The 24,891-nt window shown below is 64.9% G+C and carries 24 protein-coding genes; 11 read left to right on the top strand and 13 right to left on the bottom strand.

The genetic code is table 11. The annotated features are described in order from the left end of the window. Positions 1–51: 51 nt before the first annotated feature. Both IY145_RS19990 and IY145_RS19995 read left to right on the top strand, forming a co-directional pair. Positions 52–306 (top strand): hypothetical protein, encoded by a 255-nt coding sequence (locus IY145_RS19990; RefSeq protein ID WP_196409808.1) that lies wholly within the window; start codon positions 52–54, stop codon positions 304–306. A gap of 130 nt (positions 307–436) precedes the next feature. Next, positions 437–2,119 carry a cation:proton antiporter gene (locus tag IY145_RS19995; RefSeq protein WP_196409809.1) on the top strand — a complete coding sequence of 561 codons (1,683 nt, stop codon included), beginning with the start codon at positions 437–439 and terminating at the stop codon, positions 2,117–2,119. Here IY145_RS19995 and IY145_RS20000 read toward each other — a convergent pair whose 3' ends face one another. After that, the gene (locus IY145_RS20000) at positions 2,120–2,779 is read right to left on the bottom strand and encodes a M15 family metallopeptidase (RefSeq protein ID WP_196409810.1); all 660 of its coding nucleotides are present in this window, start codon (positions 2,777–2,779) and stop codon (positions 2,120–2,122) included. Between the two features lie 80 nt (positions 2,780–2,859). On the opposite strand from IY145_RS20000, the gene IY145_RS20005 reads away from it, so the two are divergent. Beyond that, entirely contained in the window at positions 2,860–3,360 is a 501-nt protein-coding gene (locus IY145_RS20005; RefSeq protein ID WP_196409811.1) for a GNAT family N-acetyltransferase, read from the top strand. Between the two features lie 4 nt (positions 3,361–3,364). On the opposite strand, the gene IY145_RS20010 is transcribed toward IY145_RS20005, so the two are convergent. Beyond that, positions 3,365–4,567 (bottom strand): DNA methyltransferase, encoded by a 1,203-nt coding sequence (locus IY145_RS20010; protein WP_196409812.1) that lies wholly within the window; start codon positions 4,565–4,567, stop codon positions 3,365–3,367. A 134-nt stretch (positions 4,568–4,701) separates the two neighbouring features. On the opposite strand from IY145_RS20010, the gene IY145_RS20015 reads away from it, so the two are divergent. After that, a complete protein-coding gene (locus IY145_RS20015; RefSeq protein ID WP_196409813.1) occupies positions 4,702–5,727 on the top strand; it encodes a glucosaminidase domain-containing protein in 1,026 nt (341 codons plus the stop codon). A gap of 22 nt (positions 5,728–5,749) precedes the next feature. Here the strand turns inward: IY145_RS20015 and tgt are convergent, their stop codons facing one another. The 7 genes from tgt to cckA form a co-directional block, all read right to left on the bottom strand. Continuing rightward, the gene (tgt, locus tag IY145_RS20020) at positions 5,750–6,880 is read right to left on the bottom strand and encodes a tRNA guanosine(34) transglycosylase Tgt (protein WP_196409814.1); all 1,131 of its coding nucleotides are present in this window, start codon (positions 6,878–6,880) and stop codon (positions 5,750–5,752) included. 13 nt (positions 6,881–6,893) lie between these two features. After that, on the bottom strand, positions 6,894–7,238 hold the full coding sequence (locus IY145_RS20025) for a hypothetical protein (protein WP_196409815.1): 345 nt from the start codon (positions 7,236–7,238) through the stop codon (positions 6,894–6,896). After that, positions 7,235–8,287 carry a tRNA preQ1(34) S-adenosylmethionine ribosyltransferase-isomerase QueA gene (gene queA, locus IY145_RS20030; protein ID WP_196409816.1) on the bottom strand — a complete coding sequence of 351 codons (1,053 nt, stop codon included), beginning with the start codon at positions 8,285–8,287 and terminating at the stop codon, positions 7,235–7,237. The genes IY145_RS20025 and queA overlap by 4 nt, the downstream gene beginning before the upstream one ends. Positions 8,288–8,512: 225 nt before the next feature. Then, complete coding sequence (locus IY145_RS20035; protein ID WP_196409817.1) at positions 8,513–8,965, bottom strand: peptidylprolyl isomerase; 453 nt, start codon at positions 8,963–8,965, stop codon at positions 8,513–8,515. A 103-nt stretch (positions 8,966–9,068) separates the two neighbouring features. Beyond that, on the bottom strand, positions 9,069–9,623 hold the full coding sequence (locus tag IY145_RS20040; RefSeq protein WP_196409818.1) for a peptidylprolyl isomerase: 555 nt from the start codon (positions 9,621–9,623) through the stop codon (positions 9,069–9,071). Positions 9,624–9,648: 25 nt separating this feature from the next. Beyond that, the gene (coaD, locus tag IY145_RS20045; protein ID WP_196409819.1) at positions 9,649–10,149 is read right to left on the bottom strand and encodes a pantetheine-phosphate adenylyltransferase; all 501 of its coding nucleotides are present in this window, start codon (positions 10,147–10,149) and stop codon (positions 9,649–9,651) included. 85 nt (positions 10,150–10,234) lie between these two features. Continuing rightward, on the bottom strand, positions 10,235–12,748 hold the full coding sequence (gene cckA, locus IY145_RS20050; protein ID WP_196409820.1) for a cell cycle histidine kinase CckA: 2,514 nt from the start codon (positions 12,746–12,748) through the stop codon (positions 10,235–10,237). A gap of 253 nt (positions 12,749–13,001) precedes the next feature. Between cckA and IY145_RS26205 the strand changes: the two genes are divergently transcribed. Continuing rightward, complete coding sequence (locus IY145_RS26205; RefSeq protein ID WP_196409821.1) at positions 13,002–13,862, top strand: flagellar biosynthetic protein FliO; 861 nt, start codon at positions 13,002–13,004, stop codon at positions 13,860–13,862. Between the two features lie 109 nt (positions 13,863–13,971). Here IY145_RS26205 and dksA read toward each other — a convergent pair whose 3' ends face one another. After that, entirely contained in the window at positions 13,972–14,388 is a 417-nt protein-coding gene (gene dksA / locus IY145_RS20060; protein ID WP_024880015.1) for an RNA polymerase-binding protein DksA, read from the bottom strand. A gap of 80 nt (positions 14,389–14,468) precedes the next feature. Next, positions 14,469–15,689: an NADP-dependent isocitrate dehydrogenase gene (locus tag IY145_RS20065; RefSeq protein ID WP_196409822.1), complete on the bottom strand. Its 1,221-nt coding sequence runs from the start codon at positions 15,687–15,689 to the stop codon at positions 14,469–14,471. A 79-nt stretch (positions 15,690–15,768) separates the two neighbouring features. Here IY145_RS20065 and IY145_RS20070 point away from each other — a divergent pair, with 79 nt between their 5' ends. Genes IY145_RS20070 through IY145_RS20085 form a run of 4 tightly spaced genes read left to right on the top strand, consistent with a single transcriptional unit; the run spans position 15,769 to position 20,102 of the window. Then, positions 15,769–18,651, top strand: a complete 2,883-nt coding sequence (locus IY145_RS20070) for a class I SAM-dependent DNA methyltransferase (protein ID WP_246722118.1) — start codon at positions 15,769–15,771, stop codon at positions 18,649–18,651. Positions 18,652–18,696: 45 nt separating this feature from the next. Then, the gene (locus IY145_RS20075) at positions 18,697–18,942 is read left to right on the top strand and encodes a type II toxin-antitoxin system ParD family antitoxin (protein WP_196409823.1); all 246 of its coding nucleotides are present in this window, start codon (positions 18,697–18,699) and stop codon (positions 18,940–18,942) included. 1 nt (position 18,943) lies between these two features. Continuing rightward, positions 18,944–19,255, top strand: a complete 312-nt coding sequence (locus IY145_RS20080) for a type II toxin-antitoxin system RelE/ParE family toxin (protein ID WP_196409824.1) — start codon at positions 18,944–18,946, stop codon at positions 19,253–19,255. A 4-nt stretch (positions 19,256–19,259) separates the two neighbouring features. Then, complete coding sequence (locus tag IY145_RS20085) at positions 19,260–20,102, top strand: RNA methyltransferase (RefSeq protein ID WP_196409825.1); 843 nt, start codon at positions 19,260–19,262, stop codon at positions 20,100–20,102. A 22-nt stretch (positions 20,103–20,124) separates the two neighbouring features. Here the strand turns inward: IY145_RS20085 and IY145_RS20090 are convergent, their stop codons facing one another. Beyond that, the gene (locus IY145_RS20090) at positions 20,125–22,023 is read right to left on the bottom strand and encodes a methanol/ethanol family PQQ-dependent dehydrogenase (RefSeq protein ID WP_196410640.1); all 1,899 of its coding nucleotides are present in this window, start codon (positions 22,021–22,023) and stop codon (positions 20,125–20,127) included. Between the two features lie 351 nt (positions 22,024–22,374). On the opposite strand from IY145_RS20090, the gene IY145_RS26620 reads away from it, so the two are divergent. Both IY145_RS26620 and IY145_RS20100 read left to right on the top strand, forming a co-directional pair. Next, positions 22,375–22,947, top strand: coding sequence for an OB-fold nucleic acid binding domain-containing protein (locus IY145_RS26620; RefSeq protein WP_196409826.1), 573 nt, complete (start codon positions 22,375–22,377; stop codon positions 22,945–22,947). Between the two features lie 83 nt (positions 22,948–23,030). Continuing rightward, positions 23,031–23,924: an MBL fold metallo-hydrolase gene (locus IY145_RS20100; protein ID WP_246722119.1), complete on the top strand. Its 894-nt coding sequence runs from the start codon at positions 23,031–23,033 to the stop codon at positions 23,922–23,924. Positions 23,925–23,959: 35 nt separating this feature from the next. Here IY145_RS20100 and IY145_RS20105 read toward each other — a convergent pair whose 3' ends face one another. Beyond that, entirely contained in the window at positions 23,960–24,736 is a 777-nt protein-coding gene (locus IY145_RS20105; protein WP_196409828.1) for a DUF1499 domain-containing protein, read from the bottom strand. Between the last annotated feature and the right edge of the window lie 155 nt (positions 24,737–24,891).

The raw sequence follows: 24,891 nt of genomic DNA on the forward strand, positions 1-24,891 counted from the left end.
TTTTCAGCGACGGGCGCGCTATCATTCGTGCATCGACCGCAGGAGTAGCGTATGGGCGTCGAGACGAGACAGCCGAGGGACGTGGCGCGTCGGCTCGCCGATCGCGCCCGCACGATCAAAAGCGCGCGCAGCGACGGCTGGCGGCGCGAGAGCTTCACGCTGGAGCGCGGCGAGGCCCGCGCCAAGGCGCGCGAATGGTTCGACCTCTATCCCAAGGCGGCCTATATGACCGAGATCGAGTTCTGGCGAGAGCTCGAGGACGGCCGCATCGAATTCACCATCCGCCGCCTGCCCAGCGCCGATTGACCACCTCGGGCCGTCTTCCGCCTCGAGCAGTCTTCACCTCGGGCTGTCTTCACCTCGGGCTGTCTTCACCTCGGGCCGTCTTGGCGCTCGAATTGCTCTATTCGACCGTCTGACGCTCCCGGGAGGATAGATGCATCACGGCGTCGATCTGCTGACGACCCTCGCCGCCGCGCTCGGCCTCGCGCTCGTGATGGGGCTCATCGCCGCCAAGCTGCGGCTCTCTCCGCTCGTCGGCTATCTCTTCGCGGGCGTGTTGATCGGGCCGGCGACGCCAGGCTTCGTCGCCGACGTCTCGCTCGCCGATCAGCTCGCCGAGATCGGCGTCATTCTGCTGATGTTCGGCGTCGGCCTGCATCTCTCGCTCGAGGATTTATTGTCCGTCCGCCGCATCGCCGCGCCGGGCGCTGTGGTGCAAATGGCCATCGCCACGGCGCTCGGCGTCGGCGTCGCCACCTATTGGGGCTGGCATTTCGGCGCGGCGCTTATCTTCGGCCTCTCGCTCTCCTGCGCCAGCACTGTGGTGCTGCTGCGTGCGCTGGAGGAGCGCGGCGAAATGGAGACGATCAACGGCCGCATCGCCGTCGGCTGGCTCGTCGTCGAGGATCTGGCGACCGTTCTGCTGCTGGTCCTGCTGCCCCCTGCGGCGGGGCTGCTCGGAGGCGGCGATCCGGACGCCGACGCCGGCGCGGTCGATATATGGCCGATCGTCGGCATGACGCTCGCCAAAGTGGCCGCCTTCGTCATTCTCATGCTGGTGGTCGGACGGCGGCTGTTCCCGCGCATTTTGTTCTGGGTGGCGGGCGTCGGCTCGCGCGAATTATTCACGCTCTGCGTCGTCGCCACCGCGCTCTGCGTCGCCTATGGCTCCGCCAAGCTGTTCGACGTCTCCTTCGCGCTCGGCGCCTTTTTCGCCGGCATGATGATGCGCGAGTCGGAGTTCAGCCATCGCGCCGCGGATGAATCCCTGCCGCTGCGCGACGCTTTTTCTGTTTTGTTCTTCGTCTCGGTCGGCATGGCCTTGGATCCCCGCGCCTTCATCGACGAGCCTTGGCGCGTGCTCGCCGTCGTCGGCATAGTGATGGTCGGCAAGACGCTGGCCGCGATCGCCCTCACTCTCGCGCTGCGCTATCCGCTGGACACGGCGCTCACCGTCGGCGCGAGCCTCGCGCAGATCGGCGAATTCTCCTTCATTCTGGCCGGCCTCGGCGTCGGGCTCGGCCTCATCTCGCCGGACGGGCGCAATCTGATCCTCGCCGGTGCGCTCGTCTCCATCGCGCTCAATTCGCTCATGTTCGTCGCGATCGAGCCGATCCGCGCGCGGCTCGGGCAAAAGGCGCGCTCCCTCGATCCTTTGGCCGAGCTGCCGCCGACCGTCGACGACTCCCGCTTGAGCGGTCAGGTGGTGCTCGTCGGCTATGGCCGCGTGGGACGCAAGATCGGCGAAAAGCTGCTCGAATGGCGCGTTCCCTTCGTGGTGATCGAGCAGAATCGCGAGCTGGTGGAGGCGCTGCGGGCGCGCGATATCGCCGCCGTCTGCGGAGACGCCTCCGAGCCCGCCTCGCTGGTCCAGGCCCATATCGCGCGCGCCAGCGAGCTGATCGTCGCGACGACGCCCGACAGCTGCGATCTGCAGAGAATGGTGACAGCCGCAAGGCGCGCCAATCCCGCCGTGGGCGTGGCGCTGCGCGCGCGCGACGAGACGGAGGCCGAGCTGCTCGAGCAAGAGAAGATCGGCCGCGTCTTCGCGCCGGAGACCGAGCTCTCGCTCGGCATGCTGGGCTATTTGTTCGAGCGCTTCGGCAAGGACGTCTGACTACTCGATCTCGACGTCGAAGCTCGGCGCCTCGCTCGAGCCGGTGAAGGCGAAATGCCACCATTCGGTCGGCAGATTGTGGAAGCCGTGGCGGCGCATCAGCGCCTCGAGGCGCCGCCGATGCTCTTGCGCCATAGCGCTCACATCTTTGCTCGCGGTCCAGGAGCGCTCGTCGAAAAAGTCGAAAGGCGTGCCGAAATCCCAGCCGAGGACGCCGAGATCGACCGCGAGGCCGGTCGAATGCGAGGACTTCTCGGCGATATAGCCGCGCGCGAACAGATCGCGCTTGGTCTCATGCGGATAATATCGCGCCTTCATGCTCTCGTCGGAGCTTTTGGCCCAATCGATGAAGGCGGCGACGGCGCGGCGCGGCCGATAGCAATCATAGAGGATGAGCTCGAAGCCTTCCGCCTTCGCCTCCACCTGCGCGGCGATGAGCGCCTTGGCCGCATCCTCGCGCAGCCAGCATTGCGCCGCTCCATAGCCGGGCACGGGGCGGCCGGTGAAATTGTCGAAGCCCGCATAGCGCATGTCCTGCACGATCTGCGGCGCCAGATCGGCGAGCCGCACGAAGCCGGGCGGAAGCGAGGCGGCGGCGGCCGTGCAGGCGACGCAGGCGCTGGCGGCGGCGAGCATGTCGCGGGTGGTTTTGGAGGTCATGGGGCGAGCTCGACGTTGACGGTGGCGCAGTGTGACGGCACTCTTACCGTAGAGATAGGGCTGATCAAAGGCGTCGAGACATGCTCATCCGAGACGAGATCGCAGCGGATCGCGACGCGGTGCGGAGAGTTGTCTCCGCCGCCTTCGAAGGCCATCCGTTCAGCAATGGGCGGGAGGGCGAGCTCGTCGACGCGCTACGCGACGCGGGGGCGCTCACACTGTCCCTTGTCGCCGAGGACGCCGGCGTCATTCTCGGCCATGTCGCGATCTCGCCGATCACGATCGACGGAGCCTCGCTCGGCTGGTTCGGCCTCGGCCCGATCGCTGTGCTGCCCGAGCGCCAAGGCCGCGGCGCCGGCGCCGCGCTGATCGATGCTGCCCTGTCGAGGCTGCGCGCCGCAGACGCTGCCGGCTGCGTCGTCTTCGGCGAGCCGAAGTATTATGGCCGTTTTGGATTCGGCATCTATGCCGGGCTTCGCTTCGCCGGTGGTCCTTCAGATTTGTTCATGGCCTTACCGTTAGGATCGACGATCGCGTTCGGCGCGGTCGATTATCATCCGGCCTTCGCCCTGGTCGGCTGAGACGTCACCGCCTCCTCAACGTCACCACGCGATTTGTGTTCGTGCCTTTGGCGTTGTTGCCGACACCCCAGCAATTGCTGGTCTTGGTGAAGCTCTGGCTGTTCACCAGCACGAACAGCCGCTCGAAGGGCAGTCCTTCCGCGGCGCGCCAGACGAGCCGCTCCAGCAGCACCTTGCCGCCGCGCACCTCGCCGACCTCGAAGGCGACATGACCGCCCGGCGCGACGATGCGCGCGAACTCCTCGAGACAGGCGCGCACCATTCTCTCCCATTCCGCCTCGCCGCGATGCGCGGAAATCCGCACCGCATCCGGGTCTATGCCCGCGAACCAATTGCGCAGCCAATTGTCGCTCGCATATTGCACCACATCCAGAAACGGCGGCGAGGTGACGACGAGCCGCACGGCGCCGTCGGCGACAAAGGGCGCGCGCCAGGCTTCGCTCGTGGCGAGCAGCGCCGAAGGATGTTCCGGCGGAACGCCGTCCGAGAGAAGCGCGCACGATTTGCGCAGGATCAGCGCCGCCACATCGCGCGGCGGCGGCGCCTGCTTGCGCTTGGCGTTGATCTTGGCCTGGGCCTCGATCGAGACGGCCTGGTTCGGCGGCAGCGAATAGACCGAGAAAAAACCCGGCGAATGTCCGGTCAGGCGATTGATCGCGACCATTCTGATCCAATCGTCGACCGGGTCCGTCTCGGCGCGCTCGAGGAGATGGCGGCGCAGCGCGTCGAGCCGCCGCAATGTTTCGGGATGATAGAAGACGAGCAAATCGTCGCGCTCGATCTCGTCGCTCTCCCACGAAATTTCGGCGAGCCGTTTTTCGATCGCGGCGAGCGACGGCGGCGCGAGGCGCGGACGCGTCAGCAGAATGGAGAGCGGATTAATGTCCGCGCCGATAGGCCGGCGTCCCTGGAGCGCGGCCTCTATCGGCGTGGTGCCGCGGCCCATGAAGGGATCGAAAACCGCCTCGCCCTCGCGCGTGAGGCGGGAGATGAAGAAGCCTGGCAATTGCGGCTTGAAGCAGGCGCGATAGCTGATCTCGTGCAGCGAATGCGCCTGCCGCTGCGCGGAGGTCCAGAATTCATTGACGAGATAGAGGACGCCCTCCTCCTCGATCCGCCGCGTCGGCGCGCCGAAGGCGTCGAAGCAAGTCAGCTCCCGGACAAGATCGACATTGACCGATGTCGGTTCAGCAGTCTTCGAGAACATTGCAGCTCCTCTGCAAGAGACGCGACGAATCGTTCGCCGAAAACGGCTTTCGTTCTGCGAAAAACTTTGCTACGCTCGCGGTCAAGTCATTTTCATCATTTTCCGTTCGATATGAGAATTTGGAGGGAAATGCGATGTCCATCTGGACCGACCTTATCGATTTTTACAAAAATTTCAGTGGCGTGACCCCCGCTCTGAAAGCCGCGAGCCTCGCTCAATGGATCGTCGAATCTGCGAGAGGAACGAGTGTTCTCGCGACCCAGCATCTGAATTTCGGCGGGATCAAGTTCCGACAGAGGATGCAAGGATACGCCGACCCGGTCGACTACCGCGGCAGCGACGGGGAACTGACGACCTACTGCAAATTCTCCTCCATCGAAGCCTTCGTGCGAGGATATTGGCGCTTCATCTCGTCGGGCCCATACGACGATTATCGCTCTTACGAAAACGACTCGGCCGCCTATCTCCGCTATATCGCCGGCCAAGGTTACGCGACCGATCGCGACTATGTCGCCGTCGTTCTCCGAAACCTCGCGGAAGCAGAGCGAGAACTCGCTCAAAATAGTCCGTCGACGTCGATCGCGCGGGCATTCCGCGTCGCGATCGTGGTCGGGCACAATCGCCGATCGCCCGGCGCTTTCGCAGGGTCACCGATCAACGCCCACGAATTTCAGTTCAACCAAGGGGTCGCGCAGTCGATCAAAGACGAGGCGTGGCACTATAATCTCGAAGCTGAAACCTTCTTGCGCGAGCCGAGCGCATCCTATGGCGAGGAAGTCAAAGCCGTTTATGACAAAGTGAAGGACTGGGGAGCTGGATGTTCTTTGGAGCTGCATTTCAACAGCGGACAGCCCAGCGCTCGCGGAACCTCCGTGCTTTGTCGACGAGATATCGGACGACCGCGCGCTCTCGCCGAATCGTGCAGGACCAGCACTGTCGAAGCGCTCGGTCTGCGCGACCGCGGCGTCGTGCTCGTCGATAGATCCGATCGAGGCGGCGGCTCCCTCTATGCGCTCGACGACGTGCCTGGCGTTCTGCTCGAACCGTTCTTTGGTTCGAACAGTGACGATTGCCTGACCATCGCGAGTCTCGGACCGAAGACTTTGGCGCTCGCCTATTTACGAGGCGTGCGCAGCTGGGTGGAGTCGGCTATCTCCTGACCCTATACCTCTGACGAATCGTTCACGCTCGGTGCGCCTCGCCGCGCGCCCAGCCTTCCTTCGTCTGCGCGATGAAATCGGCGAGACGCCCCTGCTCTATCGCCTCGCGAAGCCCGGCCATCAGCTCTTGGTAATAGGCGACATTGATCTGCGTCAGCAGCATCATGCCGAGGATTTCGCCCGCCTTCACCAGATGATGCAGATAGGCGCGGGAATAATCGCGCGCCGAGGCGCAGGCGGCGCCCGCGTCGAGCGGCGCGGAATCGTCCGCATGGCGCGCATTACGCAGATTCACGCGGCCGAAGCGCGTATAGGCGAGGCCGTGGCGCCCGGCGCGCGTCGGCATCACGCAATCGAACATGTCGACGCCGCGCGCGACCGATTGCACGATATCGTCCGGCGTGCCGACGCCCATCAGATAGCGCGGCTTGCCCTCCGGCAGATGCGGGATGACCGTCTCCAGCATCGCCAGCATGACGTCCTGCGGCTCGCCGACGGCGAGACCGCCTATGGCGAGTCCGTGGAAATCCATGGCCGCGAGCGTTCGCGCGCTCTCTATGCGCAGCGGCGGGGACGCGCCGCCCTGCACAATTCCGAAGATCGCTCTGCCTTCGCCGTCGATGAAAGCCTTGCGCGAGCGCTCCGCCCAGCGCAGCGACAGGCGCATGGCGCGCTCGGCCTCCGCCTCCGTGCAGGGCAGGCGCACGCATTCGTCGAATTGCATGTGAATGTCGGAATCGAGCAGGCGCTGAATCTCCATCGAGCGCTCGGGCGTCAGCATATGGCGCGAGCCGTCGATGTGAGATTGGAAGGCGACGCCCTGCTCGTCGAGCTTGCGCAGCTTCGACAGCGACATCACCTGAAAGCCGCCGGAATCGGTCAGGATCGGATGCGGCCAGTTCATGAATTCATGCAGGCCGCCGAGCGCCGCGACGCGCTCCGCGCCTGGCCGCAGCATCAGATGATAGACATTGCCGAGCACGATATCGGCGCCCGTCGCACGCACGTCCTGCGGGAACATCGCCTTGACCGTCGCCGCAGTGCCCACGGGCATGAAGGCCGGCGTGCGTATCTCGCCGCGCGGCGTCGAGACGAGGCCGCGCCGCGCGGCGCCGTCTTTCGCGAGTAGCTGGAAAGCGAATTGCTGCGTCATGCGTCTCTCTTATTCAGCTCTTGGCGCCGAGAGACGCCACTTTGACGATCTCGTAAAGCCCGCAATCGCGCTCGTTCCAATGGACCGTGAAACGTTCGCCGACCTTGATGACGATAGTGCGCAGATCGCTCCGCCAAGCCTCCGCCGCGCCGGCGCCGAAATCCAGCGCGCCGTCGCGCCGCAGCACGAAGGGGCGGCATTTGCCGCCCGAAAGATCGCAGGCGCCGAATGTCTCCCAATGCGAGATCACGCGACGGCTATCGGCGTCGATGCGCAGATCGAGCGTCAGCGGACATTCGGTGCGATCGTCGCGCCAGAGAGCCAGAACGCGCACATCGAGAAAGGCGGAATCGCTCATTGTCGCAACAGCAGGCAGGCGTCGCCGTAGGAATAGAAACGATAGTTCGAGCCGATCGCATGGGCGTAGGCCGCCTTCATGCGCTCGAGGCCGGCGAAGGCGCTGACCAGCATGAACAGAGTGGAGCGCGGCAAATGGAAGTTGGTGAGCAGCGCGTCGACGGCGCGGAAGCGATAGCCGGGCGTGATGAAGATCGCCGTCTCGCCGCAAAACGCCTCCAGCCGTCCGTTCTCGCGCGCCGCGCTCTCGAGCAGGCGCAGCGCCGTGGTGCCGACCGCGACGATGCGCCCTCCCCGCGCCCGCGTCTCGTTCAGCGCCTGCGCCGTCGCGGCGTCGAGAGCGCCCCATTCGGAATGCATCTTATGCGCGGCGGTGTCGTCGACCTTCATGGGAAGAAAGGTTCCGGCGCCGACATGTAGCGTCACGCGATGCAGCGCGACGCCCTTCGCCTGCAGCGCCTCGACCAGTCGCGGCGTGAAATGCAGACCCGCGGTCGGCGCCGCGACCGCTCCGGCGTGGGCGGCGAACAAGGTCTGATAATCGCTTTCGTCGCGTGCGTCCGCCGCGCGCTTGCCGGCGATATAGGGCGGCAGCGGCATGACGCCGGCGGCCTCCACCGCTTCGTCGAGCGCGGCGCCGGACAGCGAAAAGGCGAGGAGAATTTCGCCATTCTCGCCCTTCTCGAGCGCGCGCGCCGCGAGCGCGCCATCGGCGCCGAAGCGAACCATCTCGCCTATGGCGAGCTTCTTCGCCGGCTTGACGAGCGCGCGCCAGCGATCTGCGGTGACGCGCTCGATCAAGGTCGCTTCGATATGCGCGCGCGTCTCTCCCCGTGCGCGAAACCCCGAGAGGCGCGCGTGAATGACGCGCGTGTCATTGACGACCAGCGTATCGCCGGGCGCGAGAAACTCCGGCAGATCGCGGATGGAACGGTCCATGAACGCGCCATCTGTCGGGACGACGAGCAGCCGCGCGCTGCCGCGCGGATCGGCGGGACGCAGCGCGATCGATTCTTGAGGCAGCTCGAAATCGAAGAGATCGACGCGCATGTGGTTTTTAGGTGGAATCTTCCTGCGCGACTCCTTCTCCCACTCGTGGGAGAAGGTGGCCCCGCGAAGCGGGGTCGGATGAGGGCCGACGCCCGCACGGCAAAATCCTTCCGCTCGCCGCGCATTATTAAAATATGCGGAGACGGAGAGAGCCCTCATCCGACCCTCGCTGACGCGAGGGCCACCTTCTCCCGCAGAGCGGGAGAAGGAATGCGCGAGCCTTCGTCAGACCAGCGTCGCCTTGACGATCTTGTCCGGGTCTTGGACGGGCTCGCCGCGCTTGATCTGGTCGACATTCTCCATGCCGGAGATCACCTCACCCCACACCGTATATTTCTTGTCGAGGAAGCGGGCGTCGTCGAAGCAGATGAAGAATTGCGAATTGGCGGAATCGGGATTTTGCGCGCGCGCCATGGAGCAGGTGCCGCGCACATGCGGAGCGGCGTTGAACTCCTGCTTCAGATCAGGATATTTCGAGCCGCCCGTCCCGGTGCCGTGAGGGCAGCCGGTCTGCGCCATGAATCCCTCGATGACGCGGTGGAAGACGATTCCGTCATAGAAGCCTTCGGAGACGAGCTTCTTGATATGCGCCACATGATTGGGCGCGAGATCGGGGCGCAGCTTGATCAGAATATCGCCCTTGGTCGTCTCGAGCTTCAGGTTTTCGGCTTCGGACATGTCCACTCCTTGATGTCTTGTGTCCCATCATTGCGAGCGATGCGAAGCAATCCAGGGGCCCGAGCGGGCTTTGGATCGCTTCGCCGCTCGCCTTTGCGGCGGCTCAGCTATTGTCACCGGCGAGGCGCAGCTTGATGATCTTGTCGGGGCTCGACACTTTGCCATTGTCGGCCTTGTCGCCCTTCTTGATCTTGTCGACAACGTCCATGCCAGAGACGACCTCGCCGATCACCGTATATTGCTCCTCGAGATAGCGCGCCGGCGCGAGGCAGATGAAGAATTGCGAATTGGCCGAGTCCGGGCTCTGGCTGCGCGCCATGCCCAGAGTGCCGCGCACGAATTTCTCCTTGGAGAATTCCGCCGGGATATTGGGGAGGTCCGACTTGCCCATGCCGGTGCCGGTGGGGTCGCCGGTCTGGGCCATGAAGCCGTCGATGACGCGGTGGAAGACGATTCCATCGTAGAAATGACGCTTGGCCAGCGTCTCGATCTGCGCCGCATGCTTGGGCGCGATGTCGGCGCGCAGCTTGATGACGATGCGGCCGTCCTTGGTGTCGAGATAGAGCGTATGCGGCGGCGCGTCCTCGGCATGGGCCGCGCCGACGAGGGCGGCGGCGGATAGAGCGGCGAGCGTGAAGCTGCGGCGATCGATAGGCAATGGAGCCTCCCTTGGATTGTTTTGGTCAGCGGCCGGAGAGCGCGCGGCGCAGAACCTCGACCGCCTCGGGCGGAACGAAGGGCGAGACGTCGCCCCCGAGAGAGGCGATCTGCCGCACGAGCGTCGCGGTGATGTGCCGGACCGCCGGAGAAGAGGGGTGAAAAATTGTTCTGATCTCCGGCGCCATGGCGAGATTCATCCCCGCCATCTGCATTTCATAGTCGAAATCGGCGCCATCGCGCAATCCGCGCAGGATCAGCTCGGCGCCATGGGCGCGCGCCGCCTCGACTGCGAGGCCGGCGAAGGAGACGACCTCGAAACGGCAGGAGCGGGCTTCGTCGAGGCCGGCGCAGACCGTTTCGATGAGCGCGATACGCTGCTCGAGCGGGACCAGCGGCGTCTTGCCGGGATGCGCGCCGATCGCAATGACGAGGCGATCGCAAATGCTCGGCCCGGCGCGGATCACATCCACATGGCCGAGGGTGAGCGGATCGAAGGAGCCGGTGTAGAGCGCCGTGCGAGTCATAGCGCGGATATAGGCGATTTTCGGTTGCGCGTAACCTGCGTGCGCGCGCCTTCTCCCGCGAGGGAAGAAGGAGGGCCGCGCCCTCTCACCCCAAGCTCGCCTTCACCGTTTCGATGAGCTGCTTCAAGCTGAAAGGCTTGGGCAGAAAGCCGAAATCGCCCTCGGGCAGATTTTTGGCGAAAGCCTCCTCGGCGTAGCCCGAGACGAACACCACCTTGGCCGTCACGCCACGCTTGCGCAATTCCGCGAACATGGCGGGGCCGTCCATCTCCGGCATCACCACATCAGACACGATGAGGTCGATGCGCTGGCCCTCGCGCTCCACCACTTCCAGCGCCTCGAGGCCGGAGGCTGCCTCCATCACATTATAGCCGCGCGAGCCCAGCGCCCGCGCCGCAAAGGCGCGGACGGCGTCCTCGTCCTCGACCAGCAAGATCGTCCCCTGCCCCGTGTAATCGGCCGCGGGCTTGGCGGCCTCGGGCTTTGCCGCGATCTCGCCGGCTTCCGGCACATGCCGCGGCAGGAAGATGCGGAAAACCGTGCCACGCCCGACCTCGCTCGCCGGGAAGACGAAGCCGCCCGATTGCTTGACGATGCCGAACACCATGGAGAGGCCGAGTCCCGTGCCCTTGCCCACCTCCTTGGTGGTGAAGAAGGGCTCGAAAATCTTGGCCATCACATCGGGGGCGATGCCGGAGCCATTGTCCTCGACCTCGATCAGCACATATTCGGCCGGCGTGAGCGAGGCCTCGCCGAAAGCGGCGCATTCGCCCGCCGCGACATTGCGCGTGCGCAGCTGGATGCGTCCGCCAGTTTCCGGCATGGCGTCGCGGGCATTCACCACCAGATTGATGACCACCTGCTCGAATTGGTTGATATCGGCTTTCACGAACCAAAGGTCGCGGCCGTGCTTCAAATCGACCTCGACCTTCTCGCCGACGAGGCGGCGCAGCAGCAGCTGCAGCTCGGTGAGCACGTCGCCGAGCTGCAGCACTTGCGGGCGCAAGGTCTGGCGGCGCGAGAAGGCGAGCAGCTGGCGGGTGAGCCCGGCGGCGCGGTTGGCCGTCTGCTTGATCTGGATAATGTCCTGAAAGGACGGGTCGGTCGGCCGGTGATTGGCGAGCAGAAGATCGGAATAGCCGAGGATGGCCGTGAGCATATTGTTGAAATCATGCGCCACGCCGCCGGCGAGCTGGCCGACCGCCTGCATCTTCTGCGATTGGGCGAAACCCTCCTGCAACTTTCTATGCTCGGTGGTGTCGAGCGCATAGATGGTCGCGCCCTTCTTGCCGGCGTCCTCGGACGGGGCGACAAAGAAGCGCGCCGAGCGCGTCGGCAGGCCGTCCTCCTCCTCCAGAGCGGCGTCGATCGGCGGAACGTCGCCGCGATTGTCGAGCGCGGCGGCGATGGCGCTCTCGAGGGCGGCGCGGTCGCGCTCGACGACGCTGGCCAGCACGGGCCAGGCGGAGGCTCCGCCTTTCATCGCCTGCGGCAGTAGTTTGGCGAAGGCTGCGTTGGAGCGCGTCACCTTTCCGTCCGGATCGACGGCGGCGATCGCCATGGGCGTCGAATTGAAGAAGCGCGCGAATCGAACCTCGGCGGCGCGCAGATCCTCCTCCGGCTCCTCGCCGGCGGTGCGATTCAGCACCAGCGTCCGCGACGCCCCCGGCGCGCCGTCCTGGCCGAAGGCGACGCGATGCAGCAGCCGCACCGGCAGCGAGCGGCCGTTGCGCCGCTTGAGATCGAGATCGATCTGCGAGGTCCGCACCTCGCCCGAGCCGCCGGTGATCGCGGTGAGCAGAGTCGAGCCATTGTTGGCGACGATATCCGCGAGCGAGACGCCGCCGGAGCCGACCTGGGTCAGATCATAGCCGAGCCAGCCCGCGAGCGTCTTGTTCATATAAGAGATCGCGCCGTCCGGGCCGGCCGAGAAGAAGCCCGCAGGCGCATGATCGAGGAAGTCGATCGCGTGCTGGAGCTCCTGAAAGACATTCTCCTGCCGCTGGCGGTCGGCGGTCGCGTCGACGACTGTCCACAGATTCGTGTGGCGCGCCCCGTCGCGGTCGAGCGGGCGCACGCGGATGCGATACCAGCCGACCTCGGCGTCGCCGGTGAGCGGCGGGACGAGCCGCACATCCTCGACATGAGCGCGTCCGGCCCGCGCCGCCTGGGCGAGGCGGTAAATGGCCTCCGACACCTCGGCCGGCCCTGAGAACAGTCGTTCGACCGTCAGCAGACCGGCGGGATCACGCGAGCCACAGAGCTCGAGATAGGCGTCGTTTGCGTAGATGATCTGCGTGTCGCCATCGGTGACGAGAAGCCCCTCGGAAAAGGAGTCGGCGATCTGCCGGGCGATGTCGAGTCGCGCCGAGCGGCCCGGAAAACGTAAGAATCCAACGGCATAGGCGAAAGCGCAGAACACGCCGGCGACGGCGAGCAGCGCCAGCAGGCCGACGGCGAATTTGGGCGCGACGGGCGCCGGCAGCAGCGAGGCCACGACGATCGCGCCGACGAGAGCGACGGCGAGCGCGAGAACCAAGCCGACGTTTCCGGGGCGTTCGGTGCGATCGTAAGCGGGCGGCGCCGTCCTGTCGGTCACGGGAATTGTCTCATGGGCCGTCTCTTCGGGCCGTATGATGGGCTCCTGCGCCCGGCAAACGCCGCGGCGCAGGCAGAATCAGGCGGAACAATGGCCCCGGCCGGGGCGCATGGCAATGTCCTTGCGCATTTTCCGCAAGCGCGAATCGTGAAGAATGCACTATTAACCATTGGTTAACCTTTGAGGCGCGCTTGCGTCCAACGCTGATAGACTGCATGCTCGCGCCGCGTCACGACGAAAGAAAATTAGATTCATGCCGTCCAGCATCACTCAGTCGCAGCTCCTGCCGATACTCGCCGCAATAGTCGCGTTCCTGTTCGCGGCGCTGCTGCTCGTCTACATCTACCGACTCTTGTTCGGACGACGCATCAAGGCTCCTGGGCCGCGCAATCGCCCGCGACGTCTCGACATCGTCGATACTTTCGATGTCGACGGCGACCGGCAGCTCGTCATCGTGCGGCGCGACAATGTCGAGCATCTTCTGCTCATCGGCGGCCCCAATGATCTGCTGGTCGAAGCCTCGATCAGTCGGGTAGAGGCCCGCGAGCAGCGCCCGCGCGAGAAGGAGGCCTCCGCCGGCCCCGGCTGGCCGCAGGGGCCCGCCGCGCCTCACGCGCCCGCCGCCGTCCCCGCGCCCATCCTGCCGCCGATCGGCCCAGCGGCTCCGTCGCCAGAGAACGAAGCGCCCAGGCCGCCGGAGGCGCCTTCGGCGCCCGGACTGGCGCCATTGCCGCCCGATCTCTTCGGCCCGCCGCCGGCCAAGCCGGCCGCGCCGCCGGAGGCCGCACGCGCCGGAACGCCGCGCTTCACGCCGCAGCGTCCGCCCTTCACCCCCACGCCGCGGCCGCCGCGGCCGGCTCCGCCGCCCTTCCTCTCGCGCGCCGCGAAGCCGCCCGCGCCGCCGGTCGCCGAGGCCCCGCCGCCGCCCGCTCCCGAACCGCCGCCGCCGGCTCCCGAGCCTTTGCCGCCCGAGCCTGTGATCGTCGAGCCGCCGCCGCCCCCTCCGCCTCCGCCGGAGGAGCCGCCTGCTCCGCCCGCGGCGGCGGTCGATCCGCTCGACTCGCTCGAGGCCGAAATGGCGCGCCTGCTCGGCCGCCCGGACGCCAAGCCCTGACTTTAGCAAGGCCTGACCGGGGACAATATCCGATAAACAAAACAGCGCCCGCGGATTTCGCCGCGGGCGCTGTTTTCGATTCGAAGCTCGGCGAGAAAAGACCGAGGCGTCAGTCGTCGCGATAGACGCGCTCGCGCCGCTCGTGCCGCTCTTGCGCCTCGATCGACAAAGTGGCGATCGGCCTGGCGTCGAGCCGCTTCAGCGAAATCGGCTCGCCCGTCTCCTCGCAATAGCCATAGGTGCCGTCCTCGAGCCGCGCGAGCGCGGCGTCGATCTTCGATATGAGCTTTCGCTGACGATCACGCGCGCGGAGCTCGATCGCACGGTCGGTCTCCGAGGAGGCGCGATCGGCGAGGTCGGGATGGTTTTCGTTCTCGCTCTGCAGAGTGGCGAGCGTATCGCGGCTCTCCTGCAGTATTTCGTCTTTCCACGCGAGCAGCTTGCGCCTGAAATACTCGCGCTGCCGGTCGTTCATGAAATCTTCTTGCTCGGACGGTCTGTAGCTCGCGTCTAGATCCACCGCCATGGCCGCGAATCCTCCCTAAGCCTGAACGGCGGCGTCTATATAGCCGCGACGCTCCGCTAGCACAATCACTTCGTCGGCGTTCATTTACCGAGCGAAAGCGCGGCTGCGAGATTGGCGTCGATCTTGTCGAGGAAGCCGGTGGTCGACAGCCATTTCTGATTATGGCCGACGAGCAGCGCCAGATCCTTGGTCATGAAGCCCTGCTCCACCGTGGAGACGCAGACCTCTTCCAGCGTCAGGGCGAAGCGCGCCAGCGCCTCATTGCCGTCGAGCTTGGCGCGATGGGCGAGCGCCCGCGTCCAGGCGAAAATGGAGGCGATGGAGTTGGTCGAGGTCGCGTGACCCTTCTGATGCTCGCGATAATGGCGCGTCACCGTGCCATGCGCCGCCTCCGCCTCGACGGTCTTGCCGTCCGGCGTCATCAGCACGCTGGTCATCAGGCCGAGCGAGCCGAAGCCCTGCGCCACCGTGTCGGACTGCACGTCGCCATCGTAATTCTTGCAGGCCCACACATAGCCGCCGGACCATTTGAGCGCCGAGGCGACCATATCGTCGATCAAGCGATGCTCATAGGTGAGGCCCTGCGCCTGGAACTGCGTCTTGAATTCGGCGTCGAACACCTCCTGGAACAAATCCTTGAAGCGCCCGTCATAGGCTTTGAGAATCGTGTTCTTGGTCGAGAGGTAGAGGGGGAATTTGCGGTTCAGCGCAAAATTCATCGAGGCGCGGGCGAATTCGCGGATCGAATCGTCGAGATTGTACATCGCCATCGCGACGCCGGCGCCGGGGAAGCGGAACACTTCCTTCTCGATCACCGTCCCGTCGTCGCCCTCGAATTTCATCGTCAGCCGGCCCTTGCCGGGCGTGCGGAAATCGACGGCGCGATATTGATCGCCGAAGGCGTGGCGGCCGATCACGATGGGCTGCGTCCAGCCGGGCACGAGGCGCGGCACGTTCTTGCAGATGATCGGCTCGCGGAAGATGACGCCGCCCAGAATATTGCGGATCGTGCCATTGGGCGACTTCCACATTTCCTTCAGGCCGAATTCCTGCACGCGGGCTTCGTCCGGCGTGATGGTGGCGCATTTGACGCCGACGCCATGGGTCTTGATCGCCTCGGCCGCGTCGATCGTCACCTGATCATTGGTGGCGTCGCGATTTTGGATCGAGAGATCGTAATAGAGCAGCTCGAGATCGAGATAAGGATGGATGAGCTTGTCTTTGATATAGGCCCAGATGATGCGGGTCATCTCGTCGCCGTCGAGCTCGACGACCGGATTTGCGACCTTGATCTTGCTCATATAATGCCTCTCCCCGCGTGAGCCGCCGGCCTTATAGCGCGCGCGCCCCACGAGGCAAAGCAGGCGCCAGCGAAGAATCATGATAACGGAAGCTATGACGCCCGTTGAGTTCATTCGCAAATGGAAGGTTCACGCCCTCACCGAGCGGGCGGCGGCGCAAGAGCATTTCATCGACCTCTGCCGCATGTTCGAGCATCCGACGCCTGCGGAAGCGGGCCCGGACGGCGCGAGCTTCACCTTCGAGAGGGGCGTCTCCAAGACCGGCGGCGGCGACGGTTGGGCGGATGTCTGGAAAAAAGGCTTTTTCGCCTGGGAATATAAAAAGCGCCGCCGCAACCTCGACGAGGCGCTGGTGCAGCTCACCCGCTACGCCGCCGCGCTCGAGCACCCGCCCCTGCTCGTCGTCTGCGATACGATCCGGTTCCAGATCGTCACCACCTGGACCAATCTCGAGACCAAGACCTACGCTTTCGAGCTCGAGGATCTCGCCGACCCGGCGACCTTCGCGATATTGCGGGCGGCCTTCCACGATCCGGACGCGCTGCGGCCTACCCGCACCCGCGCCAAGATCACCGCCGACGCGGCCGACAAATTCCAGACGATCTCGGACCGGCTCCAGCAGCGCAATCCCGACCGCGAGGCGGTCGCCCATTTCGTCAATCAGCTCGTCTTCTGCTTCTTCGCCGACAGTGTGAAGCTGCTGCCCGAGGGCCTGCTCAAGAAGCTGCTGCAGACGGCCGAGCGGCGCCCGCACAAGTCGAAGGACTATTTCGACAAGCTCTTCGGGCAGATGGAGAAGGGCGGCGAGTTCGATCTGACCGAGATCGCCCATTTCAACGGCGGACTCTTCGACGGCAGCCGCGCGCTCTTGCTCGACTATGGCGAGATCGGCCTGCTTTTTGCGGCGACGAGCCTCGATTGGAGCCTCATCGACCCGACCATTTTCGGCACTTTGTTCGAGCGCTTCCTCGATCCCGACAAGCGCGCGCAGATCGGCGCCCATTACACCGACCCGGACAAGATCATGATGATCGTCGAGCCGGTCGTGCTGCGCCCGCTGCGTCGGGAATGGGAGGAGACGCGCGCGCGCATCGACGCGCTGATGGCGCCCGCCGTCGAGACCGGCGCCCGCAAGAGCCGCAAGGACGCCGACAAGAAACTCGCCGCCGCCAGAGCCGAGGTCGCGCGGCTGCGCGATGAATTCGTCGAGCGGCTGACGCGCCTGCGCATATTGGACCCCGCCTGCGGCTCGGGAAACTTCCTCTATCTGGCGCTGCAAGGGGTCAAAGACCTCGAATATCGCGCGATCAACGATTGCGAGCTCTATGGGCTCGCGCGTCCGCCCTTGCGCGTCGGGCCGGAGATTCTGCACGGGATCGAGATCAACCCTTTCGCCGCCGAGCTGGCGCGCATGACGATCTGGATCGGCGATATTCAATGGTCGATCAAGAACGGCATTTATTCGCGTCCCGAGCCGATCCTGCGCAAGCTCGATTCGATCGAGCGACGCGACGCCGTGCTCGCCGAGGATGGGAGCGAGGCGCAATGGCCGGAGGCGGATTTCATCGTCGGGAATCCGCCGTTTCTGGGCGGGAAGCTGCTGCGCAAAGGACTCGGCGACGATTATGTCGACGCGCTGTTTTCCGCCTATGACGGCGTCGTGCCGGCCGAGGCCGATCTCGTCTGCTATTGGTTCGCGAAAGGCTGGCGCGCGCTCGAGGAGAAGCGCGCTAGCCGAGTCGGCTTCGTCTCGACCAACTCCATTCGCGGCGGCGCCAATCGCCGCGTGCTGGAGCCGATCGCTCGCGACGGCGCGATTTTCGAGGCCTGGAGCGACCAGCCTTGGATCGTCGACGGCGCCGCGGTGCGGGTGAGCCTCGTGTGTTTCGGCGACGGCGATGACGGCAAGCATCTGGACGGCGATCTGGTAGAGTCGCTCAACGCCGATCTGACTATGCGCGCGGCAGATCTGACCAAGGCGCGGCAACTCGCCGAAAATTTTGGGGTTGCAGTCCGAGGCATTGAGCGGGGAGGGGTTTTTCACGTCGATGGATCGACCGGACGGGGCTTTCTCCGCGCACCATTGAACGTCAACAATAGACCCAACGCAGATGTTGTTAAAAAATTTCTAACTGTCACCGACCTAACCGCTCGTCCCAGCGACTACTGGCTTCTCGACTTCTTTGGTTTAAATGAAGCAGAAGCATCTCTCTTCGAAGAGCCCTTCAAGTTCGTGAAGGATAAAAACTTAGATTTAAGAAAAACAAACAGAGAGCAGCGCACAGCGAAAAAGTGGTGGCTATTACGGCGCTCTGGTGCAGAGTTTCGATCGAAGGTGCGCAATATTGACAAAATTATCGTAACACCTCTTGTTGCAAAGTACCGTCTATTTCAGTTTTTTGAAAGCATATACATTACAGATACTCGGGTTGTAACGATTTTTCGATCCGACCTGGTAAGCTTTGGAGTTCTAAGCTCGTTATTTCACACAGCTTGGTCACTAGGTAAATGTCAATATCACGGCGTCGGAAACGACCCCGTGTACACACATGACACAACCTTCGAAACCTTCCCCTTCCCCGAAGGCCTCACGCCGAATATTCCGGCGAAGGACTATGCCGACGATCCACGCGCCCGGCGCATAGCGGCGGCGGCGAAGCGGCTCGACGAATTGCGCCGCGCCTGGCTGAACCCGTCCGATCTCGTCGAGATCGTCCCCGAGGTCGTCCCCGGCTATCCGGACCGCATTCTGCCGAAGGATGCGCAAGCGGCAGTCAAGCTCAAGGAGCGCACGCTGACCAATCTCTATAATCAGCGCCCGCAATGGCTGGCCGACGCCCATGCCGAGCTCGACCGCGCCGTCGCGGCGGCCTATGGCTGGCCCGAGGATATCTCGACCGAGGAGGCGCTGGAAAAGCTCCTCGCGCTCAATCTGGCGCGGTCCTCGGCGCAAGGCCTATGACACGCTATGCACATATCGTGTTATAGTCCGCCGAGGAGGCGCGCCATGAACGTATCCGTCGGCAAGCATTGGGAAGAGTTCATCGACTCCCTCGTCAAGCAGGGCCGCTACGCCTCGGCGACCGAGGTGATGCGCGAAGGCCTGCGCCTCGTGGAGGAGCGCGAGACGAAGCTGAAGGCGCTGCGCGAGACGATAGAGGCGTCGCTGGCCGAAGGGGGCGAGCACAGCGACGAAGAGGTGGCCGCTTATCTCGATAAGAAAGCCGCGGAACTGAAAGCGCGAGGATATTGATTTGCGCCGACTCGTCTATTCGAGCGCGGCGCGACGAAGCCTCGGCGATCTTCTCGAATATCTGACGATCGAGATGGGCGCGGAAGCGCTCGCTTCACCAATCATGTGGCGCATTCGGGACAAATGCGTGAAGGCCGCGGAACTGCCCGCCATCCTCGGCAGGCCTCGCGACGATCTCGCGCCCGGCCTGCGCAGCTTTCCATTCCAAGGTTTCGTGATCTTCATGCGCTATAGCGACGACAGGCTCGATATCATCGACATCATGCACTCGCGGCGGGACGCCGACGCCGTGATGGGCGAGACCGAGCATTGATCCCGTGACCGGCGCCGGAACCGACCACACCAAGCCAAAGCTCGAAGGCGGCCCCGCCGTCATTCTCGTGCGGCCGCAGCTCGCCGTGAATATCGGCATGTGCGCCCGCGCCATGGCCAATTTCGGCCTCTCGGACCTGCGTCTCGTCGCGCCGCGCGAGGGCTGGCCGACGCGCGATCCCGTCTATCGCGAGGCCTCTTACGCCGCCGCCGCCGGCGCCGCTTATCTGCTCGACTCGGCCAAGCTCTACGAGACGGCGCGCGAGGCGATCGCCGATCTCTCCTTCGTCCATGCGGCGACCGCGCGCGGACGCGGGCAGGTGAAGCCCGTGCTGACGCCCGCCGCGGCAATGTCGGCGACCGTCGCGCATGTCGCCGCCGGCGAGCGCCATGGCGTGATGTTCGGCCCCGAGCGCACAGGCCTCGACAATGACGATGTCGCGCTCGCCGACTCGATTCTGACCTTTCCGGTCAATCCCGCCTATGCCTCGCTCAATCTGGCGCAGGCGGTGCTGCTCACCGGCTATGAATGGTTCCGCCACGCCCATGGCGAGACGCTGCCCTTCGACGTCACCGAGCGCTCGCCGCCCGCCACCCGCGAAATGACGCTCGCCTTCTTCGACTATCTGGAGAAGCATCTCGACGAGCGGCAGTTCTTCCGCCCCGAGACGAAGAAGCCGGTGATGTCGCGCAATCTGCGCAACATGTTTCACCGCATGAACATGACAGAGCAGGACGTGCGGACCTTGTGGGGCGTGGTGGTGCGGCTGGTCGAAGGCCCGCGGCGCGAGCCCAAGAAAGTGACCCGGCGCAAAAGCCGAGACGAGACGCCCGGCGACCCGAGCTGAGGGGGCCGCCGGGCGCGCAGCCCTATTCCGGCAGAGCGAACACGGTGAGCACGCCGCCGAGCGCCGTGTAATTCGACAGGCTGCGATAATTGCCGACCGCGCCGAGACCGTCGCTGCTCTTGGTGAGGCCGGCCGCGAGGCCTATGCCCGCCCAGCCGCCGACGCCCGAGAGCACGGCGACATATTGCTTGCCGCCGACCTCATAGGTGATGACATTGCCGATGATGCCGGAGGGCGTCTTGCGCCGGAACAGCTCCTTACCGGTCTTGGTGTCGACCGCTTTCAGATAGCCTTCGAGCGTTCCATAGAAGGTCACGCCGCCATCCGTCGAGACGGCGCCCGACCACACGGAGAATTGCTCCTTGTTCGTCCAGACGATCTTGCCGGTCTTGGCGTCCCAGGCGATGAAATTGCCGGTATGCGTCTCGCCCTTGTCGCGATCGGCAGGGAACATCTCGACCGTCGCGCCGACATAGGGCTGGCCGGCCGAATAGCTGACGCGAAACGGCTCGAAATCCATGCAGACGTGATTGGTCGGCACGAGGAAGAGGCCCGTGCCCGGATCATAGCTCGCCGGCTGCTCGTCCTTGGAGCCGAGCGTCGTCGGACAGGCGCCGCGCGTCGTCTCGTCCTCGCCATGCGCCTCGGTCGAGAAGCGCTCGTCGAGGATCGGACGGCCATAGGTCTTCGACGATTTGTCGAGATCGATCTTCGTCGCCCAATTGACGGCGGGGTCGAATTTCTCGGCGACGAGCAATTCGCCATTCGTCCGATCGAGCGTGTAGCCGAAGCCGTTGCGGTCGAAGTGAACGGCCGTCTTCGTCTTTTTGCCGCCGATCTCCTGATCGACGAGCATGATCTCGTTCACCGCGTCATAATCCCATTGGTCGTGCGGCGTCGTCTGATAGACCCATCTCGCCTTGCCCGTGTCGAGATCGCGCGCCCAGAGCGTCATGGACCAGCGATTGTCGCCGGGACGCTGGATAGGATTCCAGGTCGAAGGATTGCCGGAGCCGTAATAGACGAGATTGAGCTCTGGGTCGTAGCTGTACCAGCCCCATGTCGTGCCGCCGCCGAGCTTCCACTGATCGCCTTTCCAAGTGTTGATCCCGGAATCCTTGCCGACCGGCTTGCCGAGATGCGTCGTCTTGTCGGGATCGATCAACGTCTCTTCGTCCGGCCCGGTCGAATAGCCACGCCACAGCAGCGCGCCAGTCTTCACGTCATAGGCGCTGATATGACCGCGCACGCCATATTCGCCGCCGGCGTTGCCGACGAGCACCTTGTCCTTGAACACATGCGGCGCCGCCGTGGAGGTCTCGCCCTTCGACGGATCGCCGAATTTGACGGACCAGATCGGCTTGTCCTTGCTTTCACCGCTGGAAGCGCCGGTCGCGGCGTCGAGCGCGACGAGAGTGGTGTCGGCTTGGGCGAGGAATATCTTGCCATCGCCATAGGCGAGGCCGCGATTGACCGTGTCGCAGCACATCACCGGGACGACCGAAGCGTCCTGCTGCGGCGCATATTTCCACAGCACCTTGTGATCCGGGTCTCTCAGATCGAGAGCAAAGACGACATTCGGAAACGGCGTGTGCAGATACATCACATCGGTGACGAAGGCCTTATTCGTCGTCTTGCCGTCCTTGTCGACGACCGCAGGAATCGTGACGTCGTGAATGACGAGCGGGGCGCCTTCGTGTCCGCGCAGAACGCCGGTCGAGAATTGCCAATCGACGGCGAGCTTATGGACATTCGCCGTGGTGATCTGCTTCAACGCCGAATGGCGGCGATTGGCGTAATCGCCCGTCGGCGACACCCACTGTCGCGGATCCTTCTGCAGCTCGAGCAGCATATCCGCATAGGCGCCGCTCGCCGCGAGCGCGAGCGCGCAGACGGACATCGACAGTCGGAATTTTCTCATCTGCATTTATTCCCTCCGCAACCTGATATTTTCTCGCTTGCGCGTTCTTCGCGACAGGCGGCGACGGCCCGGGAAACCGCGCGCCGTCTGTCGTGAGCTCATGCAGCGGCTGCATGCGACGCCGCTCGCAACGGAGGTTCCACGAATGCGCGCGCCTTCGCCAGATCACGAAATGGCGACGCGCCCACGATCGTCGCAGTTTTGCGACAGTTGCGACGATCATCGAACATCGCCGCGCCGATACGCGCGCCGCACGGCGTTCGAGGGCGCTCGCGCGGCCCTCGCGCAGCTCTTGCCCCTGTTCGGGAAATGCAGGACAATCCGTGAACATAGCGCATGCCCGAGCCTGCGATGCCCCGCTACGCCGAACTCGCGACGACGAACTTCTCTTTCCTGCGCGGCGCCTCGTATCCCGAGGAGATGGTCGCGCAGGCGATGGCGCTCGGCCAAATCGGCATAGGCATAGCGGATCGCAATTCGCTCACCGGCGTCGTGCGCGCCTTCTCCTATCTGCGCGTCGTCGTCATGGAGAATGGCGCGCCTCCCCCTGCCCCGCTCGAGGCCGGCCGCGGCCGGCTATCTCCCTCTTCCGTGCTGCCGGTGAGGGAGGGGGCGCGCGTGACGGTCGCCGGCCTCGCGCTGGTGCGCCAGCGGCCGGGCTCGGCGAGCGGCGTGATCTTCATGACGATCGAGGATGAGACGGGGGGCGCCAATATCGTCGTCTGGCCGAAATTATTCGAGCGGCGGCGTCCGGAGGTCATCGGCGCGCGGCTCGTCGCTGTCACGGGCGTTCAGAACGAATCCGGCGTCGTCCATGTGATCGCGCAGAAGATCGAGGATATGAGCGCCGATCTAAGGCTGCTCGAGCAATCGCGCAGCGCAAAGGCGCGCGAGGCCATGCCGAAAGGACGGAGCTTCCAATGACGGACACCCTGCCCCCTGCCGGCGTCGTCACGTCGCGCGCGACGACGTAATATTCGCCCATGACCGATCGAGACTCCTTCCTCATGACATTCGACAACGCGCCGCCCGGCGCGCTTTTGCGCGTGTCGCCGCTGACGCGCCGCATCGTCGCGCCCAATCCCGGCGTCTTCACCTATACGGGCACATGCAGCTACATCATCGGCGAAGGCGAGCTGGCGATCGTCGACCCCGGTCCTGCGGAGGCCTCGCATATCGAGGCTCTGCTCGCCGCGATCGGGGGAGAGACGCTGCGCTATCTGCTCGTCACCCACACGCACCGCGACCATTCGCCGGCGGCGCGCATTCTGCAAGACAAGACCGGCGCGACGATCGCCGGTTGCGCGGCCTATGCGCCGCCGCCCGATCTTTCGGTCACTGGGCCGGGCCTCGACGCCTCGCATGACCGCGCCTATGCGCCGGACGTCACGCTCGCCGACGGCGAATGCCTCGCCTTCGGCGGCCTGACGATCGAGGCGGTCGCGACGCCGGGGCATACGACGAACCATCTCTGCTTCGCGCTCGCCGAGGAAGCCACGCTCTTCACGGGCGATCATGTGATGGGCTGGGCGACGACTGTGATCGCCCCGCCGGACGGCTCCATGCGCGAATATTTCGCCTCCTTGGAAAGGCTGCGCGGGCGCGACGACCGCCTCTATTGGCCCGCCCATGGCGGTCCGGTGAAGGAGCCGCAACGCTATCTACGCGCCCTGCTCCACCATCGCCGGCAGCGCGAGGCGGCGATCCTGGAGCGGCTCGAGGCCGGCGACGAGACGATCGTCGCCATCGTCGCGCGCATCTATGAAGGTTTCGACGCCCGCCTGCAGAGAGCGGCGGCGCTCTCTGTCTTCGCCCATCTCGAGGATCTCGTCGAGCGCGGCCTCGTCCGCGCCGACGGGCCGGCGACGCTGGAGGCGCGGTATTTCAAGTGTGGGGAGTAGTGATTGGGGAGTGGATTTCTTCCCCTACTCCCCACTCACTTCTCATTCAGCCCCGCTTGCAGCTCTTCCGCGAATTGCCTGATCCGCTTCGCATTGGCTCCGAAATCGTGCCGCCCGGTGCGTGAGGCCGAGCGCACATCGATGCGCGTCTGGCCGGCGAGCGGGCGCAGCCGCACCGTGATGTCGTCGCCGAAGCCCATCACCAGAGTGCGGTCGAGAAAGTCGATATGGCCGACGCCGGAACGTCCGCCCGGCGGGCGCTGATCGATGACCCGCCAGCCACGGCTCGCAGCCGTCTCCAGCACGAGCTGAAAGGCTTCGTCCGGCTCGAGATCGACGACGATCGGCTCTATGTCGGGATAGCCCTCCCGCTGCCGCTCCGCGGAATCGGAGTCGAAAGCGCCGGGCGTGAAGCCGGCGCGCGCCGCCGCCGCCGCGCGGGATGTGGAAAAGCGCGGTGGATCGGAAGTGTCGGTCGAGATGTCCGAGAGCACGGGCAGGCGCACGGCCTGGACGGCGAGATAGGCCGGATAGCCGAGCGTCAGCGCGGCGAGAAAGGCGCCGCCGAGCGCCTCGCCCAGCCCGCGCCGGCCCTCCTGCCAAATGACGACGCAGGCCGCCAGAAAGAGCAGCAGCGCGACCAGCGCGACGAGGATCGCGCCGCCGAGCACGGCGAGAGACGCCTGCGGCTCGACCGCATTGGCGCGCGCGAGAAGCACGGCGATGGCCGCCACCGGCAACGCGAAAACCGCGAGCCGCCGGCACCAGACCGCGGCGTTGGAGACGGGCTCTTCTGGGATATGGCGCAGCATGCGGCCGATCATAGCATCGATCGCGGCGTCGCTCACCAATCGCGAGCTGTGGAAGACGCGCGGCTGGCTCCGCGATTTTACGAATAGTTTACCGGCCTGAGGGAGACTTTAATTCAAATGCACGACATTCCACGAGAGTCCTAAAAACCTTCAGT

Source organism: Methylosinus sp. H3A, assembly GCF_015709455.1.
In the GTDB taxonomy this organism is placed as follows: Bacteria; Pseudomonadota; Alphaproteobacteria; order Rhizobiales; family Beijerinckiaceae; genus Methylosinus.